Source organism: Butyrivibrio sp. VCD2006 (genome assembly GCF_000423925.1).
Taxonomy (GTDB): Bacteria; Bacillota; Clostridia; order Lachnospirales; family Lachnospiraceae; genus Butyrivibrio.
In genome coordinates this window covers 1-16,946 of the sequence record NZ_AUIX01000051.1, presented here as the reverse complement: position 1 = coordinate 16,946, position 16,946 = coordinate 1, and the positions used below count along the sequence as shown (strand labels likewise).

6 protein-coding genes, 1 pseudogene and 1 riboswitch are annotated in these 16,946 nt (G+C 40.0%); all 7 genes and pseudogenes read right to left on the bottom strand.

Annotated elements, in window-relative coordinates:
- Nucleotides 1–5: 5 nt before the first annotated feature.
- A complete protein-coding gene (locus G586_RS23475; protein ID WP_051204855.1) occupies nucleotides 6–884 on the bottom strand; it encodes a class C sortase in 879 nt (292 codons plus the stop codon).
- A 189-nt stretch (nucleotides 885–1,073) separates the two neighbouring features.
- Entirely contained in the window at nucleotides 1,074–2,555 is a 1,482-nt protein-coding gene (locus tag G586_RS0116015) for a SpaH/EbpB family LPXTG-anchored major pilin (RefSeq protein WP_026528535.1), read from the bottom strand.
- Nucleotides 2,556–2,717: 162 nt separating this feature from the next.
- The gene (locus G586_RS0116010; protein ID WP_026528534.1) at nucleotides 2,718–7,985 is read right to left on the bottom strand and encodes a Spy0128 family protein; all 5,268 of its coding nucleotides are present in this window, start codon (nucleotides 7,983–7,985) and stop codon (nucleotides 2,718–2,720) included.
- 33 nt (nucleotides 7,986–8,018) lie between these two features.
- Nucleotides 8,019–8,702, bottom strand: a complete 684-nt coding sequence (gene lepB / locus G586_RS23470; RefSeq protein WP_051204854.1) for a signal peptidase I — start codon at nucleotides 8,700–8,702, stop codon at nucleotides 8,019–8,021.
- A gap of 175 nt (nucleotides 8,703–8,877) precedes the next feature.
- A complete protein-coding gene (locus G586_RS26310; protein ID WP_051204853.1) occupies nucleotides 8,878–9,864 on the bottom strand; it encodes a hypothetical protein in 987 nt (328 codons plus the stop codon).
- Between the two features lie 157 nt (nucleotides 9,865–10,021).
- On the bottom strand, nucleotides 10,022–16,171 hold the full coding sequence (locus tag G586_RS0115995) for a Cna B-type domain-containing protein (protein ID WP_026528533.1): 6,150 nt from the start codon (nucleotides 16,169–16,171) through the stop codon (nucleotides 10,022–10,024).
- Between the two features lie 168 nt (nucleotides 16,172–16,339).
- A riboswitch (cyclic di-GMP riboswitch) is annotated at nucleotides 16,340–16,448 on the bottom strand.
- A gap of 257 nt (nucleotides 16,449–16,705) precedes the next feature.
- A pseudogene (locus G586_RS26810) lies at nucleotides 16,706–16,946 on the bottom strand (group II intron reverse transcriptase/maturase); the annotation flags it as partial.

Genomic DNA, 16,946 nt, shown 5'->3' with positions numbered 1-16,946 from the left:
TAAACCTACCTCAAACGGCTGCGCAAATCATCCTGCGTCATAGCCTTTTTCTTTTTACCATGGTTAGATGTACTTATTAAAAACCAAATAAATAGAACTAATATGATCGGTCCTGCAATAAAAGGTGCAACAATAAGGTTATTGAACTTTGTTGCATCAGCAGGAACTATAAGTCTGGTTTCTTCATTATAATCAACACGCCTGCCCCTTACGAGCATTCTGTGGGTGTTAACACCATAAGGTGTACACGTCACAAGCGTGACATAGTCTTTTTCAGGATAAATCGTCAGAGTCTGCGTCTCCTCAGGAAGCACAATCTGTATATTATCAACCTGATAAGCAAAGGTCTGATTCATTATATGTAAAAGGAATGTATCTCCTTCAATCATCTGATCCAAGTCAGAAAACAATTTAGAAGACGGAAGTCCTCTGTGTCCGGATAAAAGTGCATGTGATCCGGTCGTGCCTGCAGGAAGCGATGTTCCGGGTATATGTCCTATACCGACCTGCAATACTGATTCTGTAACATCATGATAGATAGGAAGATCAACTCCAAGCTTCTCTATCTCAATATGTCCCATTACTCCTGTCCCGGTCGGATCCAGGGTTGAATGGTACTCAGCCAGTTCTTCCTCTGAGAGGTTGAAATTCATTCCTCTGGCTGCAATTTTCTCATTATATTCTTTAGCTTTATTCCAATATGTTTCATAATCTTCAGCATTCAATGCTGCCAAAGCTTCATCATATTTTGAAATAGCATGACTCTGGTTCTTGCTATTTATATAATTACTTACGGACGGATACATAAATATTCCAAGTCCGACAAGAAAAATAACTGTAAATATGAGGTTTGGTAATTGCTTTGCAAAGCCCTTACTCTTCATCTAAAATCCATCCATATAATAAGTCTATACAGACTCTTCATAAATTGCCTTGAAAAATCTGTATTCCGGTGCGGGCGGATGGGTCCGCACCGGAATTACAGTATGTTTCTATATCTATATGTCTACAGAAACAAGATTCAATTCAAGTAATTTTATTTTGCTTAAAACTTATTTCCTTCTGATCACAGATTACTCTGCATCAGCCTTTCTGCGTACTACGAAGAATACAACAGCAGCTACGATGAGAAGTCCACCGATGATATAGAAGATTGTTGTACCAATTCCACCTGTTGAAGGAAGAACTGCACCTGAACTATTAGGAACGTCAACTATAACTGAATTATCAGCACTAACTGTAACTGCTACTCTCTCAGTAAGCTTATTGTATCCTACAGGAGCATCTGTCTCCTCAAGATAATATGTTACAGAATCTACTCCTTCAACGTGCAATGTTCCATTATCAAGAGTTGTCATCTTTTTGTCTGTAACAACTGTATATCCAGCAGGAATCTTATCCTCTTCATATACAACTCTATAAGTTTTACCATCACTACTTACAGCAACGTTTATAGCATCACCACCATTAGCAGATGTGTAAAGCTGGAACTTGGCACCTGCAAGAGCCTTCTTGGTAGAATCTGTGGCGTCATATTTCAAAATCTGGAACTTGCGAACGTATGTCTCTGTAGGTGTTCCTGTATAAGTTCCGTTTTCACCCCAAGTGATTTTAGGAGTATTTGTTTCTGCTGTAGCTACAACAGCCTTATCATTTATATTAGCGTTGTACTTAATATAAAGATTAACAGATGCCTCAGCAATTCCATCAAGATATGCTTTTGTAAATGAAACAGTAAATGTTTCAGGAGCTGTTCCTGCTGCAACTGCATAATTTGAAGCAGCAAGTTCTTCAGTACATGCCTCATCAGTATAAACCTTAGTATCAGCTGCACCGGTCCATGTAAGACCACCTGTCATAGTATCATGATAAACAACATTTACAGAGTTCTTTGCAATTACAACTTTTGAACGGAATGTTACTAAATCACCAATCATTCCATCACTTGTTGAACCATATGTATTACCTTCTAATACCTGCTTCTCTGTTGTATTACCCTGGTTCTTCTCAGAAATTACATTATTTTTGGTTGCAGGAGTAGATGCTACTGAAACAGCAGAACCAAGTGTTGATGTAACCATATAATAACCATTTTCAAGTCCGGTCCAACTAGCAGTGTTATCATCTCCTACTGTTACAGCAGTTGCTGAGGGAGCTACGCCATTATCTGCAGCATATTTTGCAGCAGCCTTACCAAAAGCTTCCATCTGCGCTCCGGATTTCATATCTTCTTTCCATACTACATATGTTCTTGTACCAACTGTATTTGTTGTAATATAGCTTGCACCAGCACCAGTGGTCCAGAAGCCTTTCCAAGTATCGTTTATTGTATACAAATATGCATCATCTTCTGTAGTATCTTCAGTAGCTAATCCTGCTGTATCTAAATCAAGAAGACGATAAATATTGTATGTCTCTCCCTCTACTGCACTCTGAACTGTTATTGTATTATCAGCTGCAGCATTAGCTTTCATTGCGGTTCCTGCTGATATGGTCATTGAAAGAGCCATAGCACCAGCAAGGATACCAGTTAAGATTTTCTTTAATCCTTTCATGTAAACCTTTTCTCCTTTTCGTGTTGAATCTTGTCTGTTTTAGACATTTTTGAGTTACTTTGTATCTATTGAAGTGCAAATGAGCACTTTTGTTAAAATGCCTTTGGCATCTTAAACCTTATATTTGAGGAACAAATCTCCTCTTTTTTGAGTATTAAGTAATTACTCTCTTTCGCGTTTTCTGCGATAAATTGACATTCCAATCAGTGCAATTACCGACATAACGGCTCCAGCTACTGAGAATGGAAGTGCTCCCATTCCGCCTGCTGCCGGAAGTGTATTTACTACAACTTTCGTGTTGGTAACCTTCACGTGACCGTAGCTTACTTCGTCACTTCCTACATGCATAGCATATCCAGTATCAAATACTGTTACTGCATCTACAGATATCTTTACCTGGTCATTTGCAACTACCTTTGTTTTATTTCCATCTGTATCGGTATATTCATATGTAACAGCATTAGTATTAAGGAAGCTATCCGCTTCTTTTATACAGTATTCATATCTCTTGCCTTCCTTATTCATAAGAGGAAGATCAGTTACTGTATATTTCCAGTTCAAGTCAGGATTATCTTTATTAGCCTGAAGAACTATGTCATTACCATACTTTGTCCAGGTAGAAGTTCCTTCAACTCTCTGCCATATACTCAGGTTAAGTGATGACTGGTTAGCCGAATCATCTGTACCGTCAAATGTAAGCCAAGCCTTTTCAACTGTTAAGTTACCGCTTCTGGTATTGATGAATGCAACATCCTCAACCTTACCTTTCGTAAAGGTTGCAATAAATTTATTTGTTTTAGGATCAGCGGTATTTACTCCCTTACCCAGTGAAAGATCACATACTGCAATTTCATCTGAATAATTAGCATCACTGCAATATGTTACTACAGCTCCAAGATAATAGAAGTCTTCATCCGGAAGAGTAACGCTTTTATTAGCTTCCTTCTCAGCTCTGTATAAATTCGGATGAGTCATATTTTCAGCTTTATATGTTTTAGAGAATGTAGTATATTTCTTCGTTACATGGATCTTCACATAATAAACAGCTTCATCATATGCGATACCGGGGATACCTGTATCCTGCTCGTAAATCTTATAGTAATAATAGCCTTCAAATCTAAACGGTATCGAAGCAAACAATGCCTCAGCTGTGTAGGAGCCATCCTGCTGCTTAGTCATATCAGCAAGAGTAAGCGTTACAGTATCCTGAGTCCAAGTCGTGTATGTATGGTCATTCGGATTATCATTAACCTTCTTGGACATAATCGGCAAAGGCTGTGCCTTCAGCGAAACTGGATTACCTGCTGAATCAACAGCTGAATATCCTACACCCTCAATCTTGAAGGTAAACTGCATTGAGTCTGTCATTTCACTGCCGGCAAACTTCTTGAACACCTTGATAGGTCCGATCGGCTTACTGTAGTAATTACATACCTGAACGGTCTCTGTATGAGAAACATTTGCAATATCCGCACTACCGACAAGTACATTGCTCGGCGGCAAATCAGTGTGATGATCTTCTCCGCCAAGATTCTTGGAGAATACAACTCTGTAGTTCTCTCCGCCAACTCCGTAAGTATTTAAACCAACTTCCTCTTCATCAACAGTCACATCATACTTCGTTACTCGTGAAAGGTCTGTCGACTCTATCGGTGAACTGGTGTTGGATGCATAATCATATGCAAGAGTAAGACCATCAGCAACCTCTTCAACAGTATAAGTTCCTGCGGGTATACCAATTATTGTCCACTGCGCACTCTGGTTATAGATAACTTTATATGTCTTATTTAAGAAGTTATGATTCTTATCATATAACTGAGCTTCGCCCTCATCCTTAGCATGTCCGGTAAATGTCTTAAATACTATATAGTTACCGGTTTTATTGTCCGTTATACGATATATGATATTTGACAGAAGCGCACGTCCCTCTTTACTGTCTCTTACAAAATCAGAACCAAAATCGTTTACTACCATCTTGTGGATTCTGAGATTGCCCTGACCTCCAATATAGTTTCTGAACGCTAAACCGTTTCTATCTGTAACCTTCCTGGCCTGATCGTTACATATTCCAGACAGGAAATCTTTCACAAAGTTCGAATTTTTACTGTCAGTAGCCTCTTTTAGCAGATTTACCCAGTAACTGAAATTACTCTCATTCTGATTCAGTCTCCAATAAGTTACTTCCGGCTCCTCAGCACTCTTAGAATAATCAACCTTTATAAAGATGATTGATTTGTCTATCATGTAACCCTTAATGGATTCCTCTGTAACCTTGAAATAATATGTCTTCTTTGAGAAAGGATCCATCGACCATTCAACAGGATCAATAGAATACTTTATCTCATCCTTCTCATTATGAATGAGGTTATTTCCATTTCCGTTTGACCATCCTGTAAAATCGTCCTTAATACGCTTGATCTTGAAATCAAATACCACGTCTCCGGGATTTTCATTATTAAGAAGCTTATAAAGGGTTATATCTATAGGTCTCTTAATCGAGTTTTTAAATTCCGGCTTATCGCCTGCAATAGGTGAACCCAACTTATTAATATTACACTTATCAGCACTTATCTTATAGTAAGTAACTGATTCAGGTGCATAGGTGATTGTTGAACCATCAATATTCTCTCCGATAACTACCTTCGCAAGATAATAGCTATCATCATAAACAACTGATTCATCACCTTCCTTTGCAAGCTCATGAATTCTGAAGTAATAAGTAGCCTTTTTCTTCTCGATAAAGTCTGAAACATCAGCACTTACTTCCTCGATCGTATTGCTTACAGTAATGGCATGCTCACTGTCAAATGTGAGATTACCTCTATCATCAGCTGTTCCATGCTCAACAACGAAATCATATACCTGCTCAGCAGTCGGATTCTGTCCATCAACCTTCTTTGTTGCCTCAATTCTTACAAGTGCTTTCTTCTTAGTAGTTCCTACAAAGTCTCTTCTATGAGTTTCACCGGAAATAGTAACATTCTCTGCGATGAAGTTACCATTTCCTGTGTTGACTTCGAGGTTAGCACCAAGAGCAATTACCTGTCCGAATATCTCCTGAAGCTTGATATTCTTACCGTTTCCGGTGGTCTTATCAACGTTGAAGAAGTTGTAAACAACTCTTCCGGCCTTTATTGCTGTTTCTTCACTAGTTGAAAGTATTTCATTTCCAACTTTAATCTCACTAGCCTTATTAGGCATCTTGATTTCACTTGCACCGGCACAGTCAATATTGATAATAATTGCTTCATCAGGATATACATTTCCACCCTGATCGAAAACAAATTTCAATTCTTTGTTTGCTACAAGATTGTTCCAGTCTTCAGCCTTATATGTCTTATAACCTGCTCCGCCTTCACCTGTATATCTGATAGTAACCTCGGAAGTAGAATTTTGCGAGTCATCCACTCCGCCGTCAGAGGTCTTTGACATCTCTTCGGATAATCTTGTGATATCTTCCTTAACAGCTGCCAGATCAATATAAGGATTATCAATTGTACTCTTATCCTGAATTATATTGAGAGGCATTGTAATTTTCTGAGGTTCGTTACCATTTCCTCTTGTAGTAACACCAAAGAAATTCTCATTTTCAATGATGTTAAGTGTAACAGTACTTCCAACAGCAAGTACATGATTGTTAGCGGAAGCCATATTTCCGTTAGCTTTGCTAATGCTCTGAACATATGAAAGCTCGTCATCAAGATTCTTGGTTCCGAAATTGGAATCTGCATAGAGTGTCCGCGCAAGCACATTACCATTTGTATGTGTGCTAAGTCTTGCAGTATCAAATGCAACTATGTGGAAGTTACCTGCTACTCCAAATACAAGCTGTCTATCGAAGTATGTGCTGCTCTTATAGGCATCCTTCTCCTCATTTACCGTATATGTAAGTATTCTTCCGTGATTATTAAATACTCTTGTTCCGGTAAAGTTTGTTGTAAAACCTACAAGTGAGAAGTTATCAAGTGAAATCGCAACCTCTTCGGTTTCTGAAACAACCTCTGTTTCAACAGGGACAGTAGTTATGTCTGTAGCTTCAAGTTCAGTTGCGTCTGCTGTTGTATCAACGCTTTCTCTGATGCTCTCATCAAGAGGCATATGAACTACTTCAATTCCATTTTCCTCGCCTGATGTAGCGTCAAGATTCTCAAGCTGCTTCTCAAGGAATTCAAACTTAATTGAAACGCTTCCCTCTTCAGGCTGATATTCTGTCTTTTCTCCTTCGATGACATTGCCGTTCTCATCCTTCTTATCAACAAGGAATGCAACGTCATAGAGGATTGTATTTAATTCGTTATGATTAGCAAGTGATGACTCTTCTCCGTTATTGAGAGCCTTCATATATGCATCGTAGTCATATCCGGGTGTCTCAGATGTTACCTCGGTAACAACAAACTCAGCATCATCCGGGATTGCACTTGCCTTTTCAAGAGTAGCTACTACTCTTACTTTCTCGTTTTCAAATACGTACTCAGTTCTGGAAGCTTCTATCTTATTGTATGTAAGAACAACTGTCTTGTTCTCCTTTATTACAATAACTGTTGCTTCTTCTGTATTCTCTGAAGCATTTCCATTAGAAACTGATTCTGAAGCTTCATTATTATTTGCAAGAGTTACTTCATAATATTTATGTTCGTTTGCATCGAGCTTCGCTACGATCTTAGTAATAACATTTCCATCAATTGAAGCCTGTTTGAACTCGTATCCTTCCTGCACAGGTGCCTCAGTGTTGAAGTCAAGGCTCTCAGAAAGACTGATCTCTCTCTCGTCAGCAATTTTCTCGCCTGCTTCGTCAACATAAGAAACTGTAAGTACAACATCCTCAGTGAGCTCAGTATCTCTAGTGTCAGCAAGTAATCCGTTCTCTCCGTTTGTCTCAGCCTGCACTGTTTCAGTTTCAGCAGGAGCTGTCTCTGCAGCATCAACGGGAGTTGTCTCATCTGATGCAGCAGCCTGCTCAGCAGATGTTTCTGTAGCTGCATTATCATCTGTGCTTGTCTCTTCGCTTGAATTTTCAGTTGTCTCTGGTTCTGTTACTTCTGAATTGGATTCATCTGATGAAGTGATTGCTTCTGGATTTTCAGAACTTTCAGAGTTCTCTGCGTTCTCAGCCTCACTCACTTCTGTAGTGGAAGCATCCTCAGCTGAAGTGCTATCAGAACTCTCTTCTGCAGAACTCGCGTTGTCTGTATTCTCAGAGTCATCTGTAACGGCGACATCAGTAGTTCCCTCTTCATTTGTCTCGCCTGTAAGCACCATTCCTACATCTTCTGCGGTTTCCTCAGATACCGCGGATGCTGACTTATTCAGTGAGTACATTGTTGTACCGGTAACAAGTAGTGCAACAACTAGCATCACAGATATCCATCTTTTATAGAAAACGTGCTTTTTTACAAATCCCTCAACGCGATTGTTGTCTAATTTCCTCATTCTTTCCGTCCCTTTTACCTGTTCTCCGCCCTATTACTGCAAATCCGGCTCCTCCATACTTTCTTTGCCGGTGCTGGCTTTACTCTCTATTCCCCCAAAATCTTTAAAAGGGTAAAGCCTGAAAAATACTCCGCCGATCAGCTGCTCTGATGAGACGCATCCGACGGTTGTGGATCGTGAATCAATCGAAACCGATCTGTGATCTCCCAATACAAAATACCTTTTTTCAGGTACCTGATATGGAAATTCAATCTTATCACCTTCGCCCATGCCTTCAGCGTACTGGCTTGGATCTGAGATATACTTTTCCTCAATCTCTATACCATTGACAGAAACCTTACCGTTCTCGTCAATGTTGACCCAATCTCCCGGCGATCCGATAACTCTCTTAACAAGCACTTTATTATTATAGTAAAAAGCTATCAGTTCTCCTGTTTTAAACTCGGAATAGTTATTGGCAATTACTATCTGACCTGTCTCAAGTGTAGGTGTCATGCTGTCACCCGTTACCTTAAGCACAGTGATGAAAAAGCTTGATACCAATACCGAAAGAGCTGCCACAACTACGATTACTACTATTGTATTTCTAAAGGTTCTTTTATAGTCGTGTTTTCTGTATTCTCTCTTAAGCTCTGCTCTAAGCTCTTCCAGCGACGGTTTATTTAATTGATCTTCCGGAGTTTTTTCTACTTGGACATTTTTATTTCCTGTATCCATATGACTCCTTGTTATTTATCATGCTTTACCGCTTAAATAAAACATCGCTCCAGCGGCTAGCTTACTCATTATAAAATAAAACTTAAATTATATGTTGACGGAAAATGTAATAAAAAATTCATAATTCGTACTTGACAGAAACTATTACTCATGAATGCATAGTAATTTCAAACATTTATGCCTCATCCAAATTTTTAGTTTCCGCAACTTCTTCTGCAGTTGTTTTCTTAGTAGTAGATTTCTTTGTTGTAGTCTTCTTTGCAGCTGTGGTCTTTTTGGTTGTAGTCTTCTTTGTTGCTGTAGTTTTCTTCGCTGTAGTCTTCTTTGCAGCTGTGGTCTTCTTTGCTGCAGTCTTCTTTGCAGACGCTTTCTCCTCAGCAGACTCAACATCAGTATCTACTGCAGTATCTGCCCCATCATCAATATCCGTTTCTTTTGCAGCCTTTGATGCTGATCTTTTAAGTGTTCCGGAAAGCTTTTTGATAGTAAGCATCTCTTCGGATTCACCCTTTTCTTCCGGCTTAAATCCACGCTCTGCCTCAGCAATTCTCATTGCTTCAATCTTCTTAATCGTTTCTTCATATTGCTCAGCGGCTTTTTTTGCTGCCTCAAAGAATCCATTTATTGACAGAACAGCCTCAGCCAGAGTTCCTGCTTCAGCGATCTGCTCAAGCTTCTTCTCCTCCTCAGCGTGAAGAGCGTCTCTTTCTCTCTCAAGTCTCGCATGGAATCCCTTGAATTCTCTCTCATGCCTTGCTCTCAAGCCCGTGATATCTTTTTGGAAAAGTGCTTCTGCTTTGTTCTTCTGCTCATTGAACTTCTGACGCATCTCCGCTTTTTCTTCATTAAAGCTGTTAAGAAGCGCAGCTCTCTCCATAGCGGCCTGCTGTATGTATGCCGCCTTTTCCCTGGCAAACTGAGCCTGAAGTTCTTCCTTCTGCTGAGCGAATTTACTTCTCATCTCAGCTCTCTCTTCATCAAATTTAGCCAGAAGATCGGCTCTTTCATCAGCCATTTGTTGCAAAAGCTGCTCTCTTTCTTTATCGAATTGCTCCTGCATTTCTCTCTCATGAGACCTGATTGACTCACTTTCCTCAGAGAACTCGACAAGCATCTGGAGAAGCTCTTTACGATTCAGTTTTCGTAATTCTTTCTGTGCCATATAACTCCTTAAACACTGTATTACACACGGTTATTAGATTATACCTTAAAAAAATCGGCGCAAAAAAGCAGCAATAATATTATATCATCAATATAAATTAATTAAAGTCTAAACTACCAGTACCACTTTGCGTTTCCACATTCAAAAATCAGGCAAATCATCGTCTCTTGCGGCCATATTTCATAACAACAATGAGCACATATCCCAAAAGCCCAACTGCGATCAAAGCTATACCCAGGTAGTAATATGCAGAAACTCCGCTTCCACCTGTACTTGGCAGTGAATATGAAGTACGCTCATTTACTACCTTAAGCTTAATGAACGGGAAGTTATTTCCTGAAACGTATGCAGCCTTCCAGACATGAGTACCACCTACGCCGCCGTTCATTCTGTCAGTGAATCCATGCTCGTATCTGTAATCCGAAAGCTTCGTCACATTATTCTCATTGTAATCAAAATACGTCACCCTGTTGTTCTCAGCAAAGTCATTACCCTGTGAATCACATTCACATATGTAATAAACATACTGCTGTACGCAGTCATGCTTTCTCTCAACAGGAGTCTCATAAGTCCAGTGGTTCTCATATGTTAGTGCTATTGTGGACTGAATAACTCTAAACCCCTCGTCATAATCACCATCCGAATCCGAATTTCTGTATGACTGGTACAGGTTCACGAAAACTGTCCCAAAATCTTTGGTGCTCTCGTAAGCAACGGTTTCACCGTTTATGGTCCACTCTTTTTCAATTATCAGGTACGGTGTGTTATGGAGTGTGAATACAGTATCATCACCCTCCTTAACCTCGCTTATTCCCGTGAGCTTAAAGCCATTTACAGTATCTCCGTTAAGGGTTAGCTCCGTATCGCCATAGAACTCCTTAACAAAATATCTGTAGTCTTTATTTTTCTCATCCTTTACGGCAAGCTCCTCAAAGACAATAGGATTTGACTTATAGTTCCAGACATCAGGGTAATCACCTCTTCCGCCAAGTCTTGCCTTCTTGGAATCCGCAGTTGAGTTATCAGATACGTATATTGTCTTTGTTCCTACTTCCTCAACACCGCTTGAGCCTTCACGATAGAGTTTTACCGTAACATCAAAGATGTTATCAGGTGTCCATGCATCTGTGAGAGGCTCTCCGACAAGTCTGTCCCATTCCTTTATAACGGAAATATCCATTACTTTTCCGGTCTTATTATAAAAGGCAACATCATTATCAGTGACCTCTTTTGTACACAAATCAGGAGCCTTAGAGTTATCTCTGATAAGGAGGTCAACGTCATCCTTATTTTCTACTTTATAGTAATGAATGTCTGCACTGTCTAATGAGGTATAAACAACCTTCGCTATTATCACGCCGGTGTCAGACGTACATTCCACCTTGTTATCAGAATGGCCCTCACCTTCTCTTATAACAAAATAGTAAGTACCATCTATTTTCATTTCCCATGCACTTGGTACAAGCACGTAATCAATGTCACTGCCATTATTTGTTACGACAGTGTAGACTGAATCCAAGTCGGTACCTCTGATCTCATCGTACTCAGGATCATACATACTGATCATGAAATCATACTTCTCGGTTCCGGGATCTTTATTATCAAGGAATTTTTTCATCTTAAGCTTAAGAGGCTTCGCAGTATTGGTTATGGATACCGTTCTAAGTCTCTCACAGCCTGTCTGCGTATTCCTGTACCCCTCGGAAACAGTTTTTACCAGTTTGCCGGCTGTATCAGCATCGGATGAAAATCCCTCAGGCACCACTGTTTCCTTGACATAGTAAGTTATTGGTTCGCCTTTTTCGTCAAAGCAGGGCAATGTCTTCCATGTATATTTCCAGGCCTTATCAGCACCTTTCAGTGAGGGAGTAACACCTGTTGTAGTAAGAACAGGCTCTAATCCCGTTGCCTGATCTTTAATATTTGCTGACTGCATCCAGAGTTCAACCTTGATCTTGTCAACTGTAGGCATATCCTTTCCATCAAGTACCCAGTTCTTGGTTGCCTCAAAATCAATAACCTGAGTATTGGTTATAGTCACTTCTCCGCCGTGACCATCAACAAGCCCAACTCTCTGCCATGCGCTTCCGCCATACTTCTTGGACATATTCTGCACAGTTGTTGAATAGCTCACCACGTAGCCATTTATTGCAGTACTGATTTTTACCTTACTTTGAGGAAGTGTAGCTCCGCCTCCGTTTGAAGTGCTTCCTTTCTCAGTGGCTTCATCATAAACCAAAAGTCTGTGATCACCGGCATCAAGCATCGCCTTTACAGTGTTGAAATCCAGGATTTCTCCGTTCGGTAACACTGCATTAACCTCAGCCGCTCTGTAGATAATGGGATTTCCCTTACCGGTGGTCGCTCTAAGCCCGGTAACTTCAGTTATCCAGCCATTTTCCCAGTTCAGTGTAACAAGTCTGCTCTCTTCAGGAAGGTCCTTTCCTTCGGCTCTTGCGCATATATATACATATATGTAAGGATATTTGAAACAGTCATAATTCCACGCTTTTCTTACAATAATGCTACCGCCCTCCATGTTATCAAAAGCGATATCATCATCTTTGATTCTATGATCGTTATTACAATAGCCCGAAGCCTGCGACGGGTAAGCAAGAAGATCACAGTATTCAGGATTTGTCACCTTATAACCATTTTCATCAAGTACTTCACTACCATCCTCTCCGATTTTATAAGGAGTTACACGATAGTAGTTAGTCTCAGCACCATCTGCCGCAAAATTCTTCACCTTTATCAGGATTATCGATGAATCCTTCGTATAAGGAGAATTCGAGGGCAGATTATTCTCAGTTATCTTAAAGTAATAAGTCTGTCCTACCTCCATATCCTTAAGACAGTTATTTGCGGATATGTCATCAACTCTGTAGATTATATTACTTCCATTATTATGAATATTGTTGTCAATAGTGATCCATCTGTTATCATCAACAAGTCTCTCAAGAGTAAATGTGAAAGTATCTGACACATTATCAGTAGAGCCATTGACCTTCTTATACAGATTAAATTCAAGCGGATCGCCCTTCTTTGTACCCCCATCAGTAATTGTCACATTACCCTTCAGGTTTAAATATCTGTGGATGGTCATCTTGTGAATCTCGCCGCTTGCATGATTAACATAGCCGGCAATAATAGATCCTACATGGTTACCGGCGTTGTGGTTAACATATGCAGCAGGCGCAATAACTGTTCCGGATGTCGTTTGAAGAACAAGTTCTCCTGTATACGGAACATAACTGCCGTTTGAATCCTTCTGCACCGGGTTGATTATTATCTGATTGGCAACCTCTTCCCACTCTCTGCCTGAGAGGCTTCCGTTTGCCATAAACTGCATGATCTCGTATTTTTCGCCAGTGTATTTGGTAAGATCAAGGTTTATAACAAGCAGCTTTTCACCAAAATTAAAGCCTGTGTTGGTGAGCCAGTTCTGATCATAGCCAAGTGCATTTCCCACATCCTTTCTGAATGTGCCTTTGGATGCCTTAATGTTTACAACCTCAACCGTGTCCGTAGTTCTAAGATATGCAAGCTTCTTTGAAAGATCATAAGCACTTGAAAGAAGCGAATTCACATTAACAGGATAAGCCCCGTTAAGACCATAAGACGATACCTCAGTTCCGGTTTTTCTATATACCTTGTTATGGCCCTTCACGTAAAGATTTATGGTCTGCCCGTCTACCCTCTGCAATACATCCTTAGGCTCATGGTTTCCAATATTTTCCACGTAGTTATCACTGAAAGTTCCAAGAAGAGAATTGCTTCCCGCAATCTTATCAGTAGAAACATATTTTGCCGAGTCAGTTATAGGTTTTCCTCTGCCATCCAGTTCAAATACATAGAGATTAGAGTAAGGAAGAGAATACAGAGGAACTGTATATGTAGCGCTTCCTCCGTTATTCTTAACATTTATACTAAATGTATGCACAGGAGAGCCACTTCCGTCAGCATTAGTGTAAATCGCAAACTTATATGTCCCCGCCTTAGCTGCAGTTCTGGTAACACTAAGTTCAAACGAGCCAATATGTGTATAAACATTCAAGGAGTTACCAAGTGATTCATTCTGGCACTGTCCAAGGTTTATAATCGCCACATTTCCTTCAGCATGTGTCGAAATATCAAGTGTATTGGCAACAACGCTAAAATAGATGTTATCACCAAGATCTGCCGCTATTTCCTGGGCAGACGCAGTCTGGTTTCCGGACCAGGTATATGTTCCATTGGTCGTGATAGCCCAAGCCGAAAAATTATCCGTCTCAAAATCCACATTATCCTGGTTTCCTTCAAGGTCAACATTGCTCTCCTGCATAACCTCAACAGATATATCACTCGAAGATATTCCGGTTGCTTCCTCGGTTGAATCAACATTCTGCATGACTTCTTCTGATACAGGCATATGTATTACAGTGACATCCTCAGCATTTTCAGCACCAAGGTCATCAGAAATCTGATTGTCATTTAGCTGTATTGAAACTGCAACCGTACCCTCTTCAGGCTGATACTCAACTCCATCAAGCTTAAAACATATATCAAAAAGGAGCGTATTGCTCTCATCATAAGTCTGTGCTTCTTCCTGACCGCTTGCCTGCGCAATATTCTCAGCATTCTCATTCATTGCCTGCATATATGCGTCATAGTTATAACCGTTTGAATTCTCGGTTATCTCTGAAACAACAAGCTCTACTCCCTCAGGAAGTGATGCAGGATTTGAAAGCTTCGCAGTGACAGTAACCTTGTCGTTCTTAACCTCAAACAGCTCCTTAGTATTAGCATTAAGATATGCAAACGATAACTCGGCATCCTCTGACACTTCAATCGTCTCACCTTCAGCCGTTACGATCTCATAAGTCTTATAGGTAGTCGCACTACCTTCTTCGAATTTTCTTGTACCATCCTCATCTTCTGAGAAAATGACAATATTCTTACCTGTCGTCTCAGAATTAGAAGCTTCCGTTTTATCATTTACTGCTTCTTCCTCGGATTCTGCCTCTGCAGCCTCTTCCTTATTCTCATCAGAACTCTCTGACTTCTTCGATGCTGTCAGTTCAGTGCTCTTTCCGGCTTCTATGGCTTTGTCGATCATCTCATCAGTGATCTCTTTTTCCACTACATTTACAGAAGCAACCTTTACATTCTGGTATGTAACCTCTTTGAAAAAATAGCCCTCAAGCTTCTCTATTGTCTCAGCCTTAGTGAAATCCAGACTTTCAGAAATTTCCAGTTCTTTGTCATCTGTAATCTTTTCGCCAAGGGCGTTAACATATACAGCCATCATGCTGACATCATCAATAATGACCTTTGTTTTCTTGACATCATCCTCATCAGCCAAGTCAGTTTCTGATTTAATATATGTAATAACAAGGCTTGCATCATGGGTAACATCGTAGCTATCGCCGTCAACAGCTATAGCTTCATAATATTTGTAGCCTTCGCTTTCTTCAGTCGCCTCTGTCTTTTTTACAGCTATGCCAATTACAGGTACACCATCCAGTGTTGCACCTGCATATGAAAATCCCTCAAAGCTTCGAACATCACTGCTATCCGATGAAAGGTCCAGGCCTTCTGAGAGGTTTAGTTCTCTTTCATCAGCAATTGCTATGCCGTCTTCATCTTTGACAAGTTCTCCATTTTCATCAATATAGGATACTGTGAGCTTAACATCAGAAGTAAGAGTAACTCCTTCACCGTCTGAATTAGCCAATGAGGCCTTAGACGTTTCCTCTGTTATTTCCTCAGATGACTCCTCATTTAAGCCATCTTCTCTGCTCTCATCGGCATTATCGCCATTTTCGCCAGCACCTTCTCCGCTTCCCTGTGAATCAGCATCTGATATGTTCTCTACATCTGAACCATCAGAGTTTTGATCAGATGCACCGGAATTCTCATTATTTTCTTCCTGATTGTTTTCAGAATCATTTTCCAATGCAGATTCTTCAGTATAACCCTCTGTGCTTTCTCCACCATCTTCACTACTCAGACTCTCATCATCTGTGCCAGCATCAGAGAAACTCTCCTCAGAATCCTCGTTGCCGTTGTTTTCATCTAAAAGAGCCTGATCAGAAATGTCACTTCCGCCATCGTCATAACTATCAGAATTATCAGAGTTAAGCACCATTCCAACCGCATCTGCGCCTTCTTCTGTGACAGCTGATGCAGATTTATTCATCGCATATAGGGTAACAGTAGTAATAAGCAATGCTACAACCAGCATCGCAGATATCCATCTCCTTAAAAAATCATGCCTTTTTGCATAATTCTCAACTGTATTTTTTCTAAAATATCTCTTGGCCATAACTGTTCCCTCATGTTGCTGGTCAACTAAGACAGGATTTCTTATCAAATAAAATTGAATTTTGCTCTCGAAATCCTCAGTAATTCTCATTAAACAAAAAGCCCCGTTTGAATCCAATCAAACAGGGCAAATCACCACTACAATTGCTGTGCTCTACATACTGCCGGCACAGGCAGCTGGCTATCTGAATCAAGCACAGTAACGTCCATAGAAACTGTACTAATCAGACCCTTTAGCTTTGCGTCACTACCTCACGATAGTTTTGCCCTGGATCTATTAAAATTTTTCCGCAAAAAGCAAGCATATGATTGTCTTTTTGCAATCATATTTGAAACTTAATTACACATTATCAGTTATATTTATGATAAAACATTTGACTAAAAAAATCAAGGTCTAAAATCATTTTTTAAATATTATTTTCATTATCCAACTTTATTGTGATTATAATCGAGTAGGAGGAATTTCTCTTAATTGAGAAATTCCGACCTCTCACACCACCGTGCGTACCGTTCGGTACACGGCGGTTCAATCAACTTAACAAGTAACACACCTTTTGGTGTAGTAGTCTACCATAGAGATTAGTCCGAATGAGGCTAATCTCTTATTGCTTATAGCTTGGGATATATCAGATGCATGACAGACTCTTGCATATCCTTTTGAATATGCGGTTCTCCATGCAGCCCATTTAGGAACTCCAAGTTTTATAAGATTCTTTGCTCTATTCTGCGGAGTTTTCCAGTGCTTCCAAATGCACATACGAAGTCTGAATCTGATG

What these genes read in the sequence shown, in the direction of transcription:
- G586_RS23475 (WP_051204855.1), bottom strand. Translation starts at nt 884, where the DNA reads ATGAAGAGTAAGGGCTTTGCAAAGCAATTACCAAACCTCATATTTACA.
- G586_RS0116015 (WP_026528535.1), bottom strand. Translation starts at nt 2,555, where the DNA reads ATGAAAGGATTAAAGAAAATCTTAACTGGTATCCTTGCTGGTGCTATG.
- G586_RS0116010 (WP_026528534.1), bottom strand. Translation starts at nt 7,985, where the DNA reads ATGAGGAAATTAGACAACAATCGCGTTGAGGGATTTGTAAAAAAGCAC.
- lepB (WP_051204854.1), bottom strand. Translation starts at nt 8,702, where the DNA reads ATGGATACAGGAAATAAAAATGTCCAAGTAGAAAAAACTCCGGAAGAT.
- G586_RS26310 (WP_051204853.1), bottom strand. Translation starts at nt 9,864, where the DNA reads ATGGCACAGAAAGAATTACGAAAACTGAATCGTAAAGAGCTTCTCCAG.
- G586_RS0115995 (WP_026528533.1), bottom strand. Translation starts at nt 16,171, where the DNA reads ATGGCCAAGAGATATTTTAGAAAAAATACAGTTGAGAATTATGCAAAA.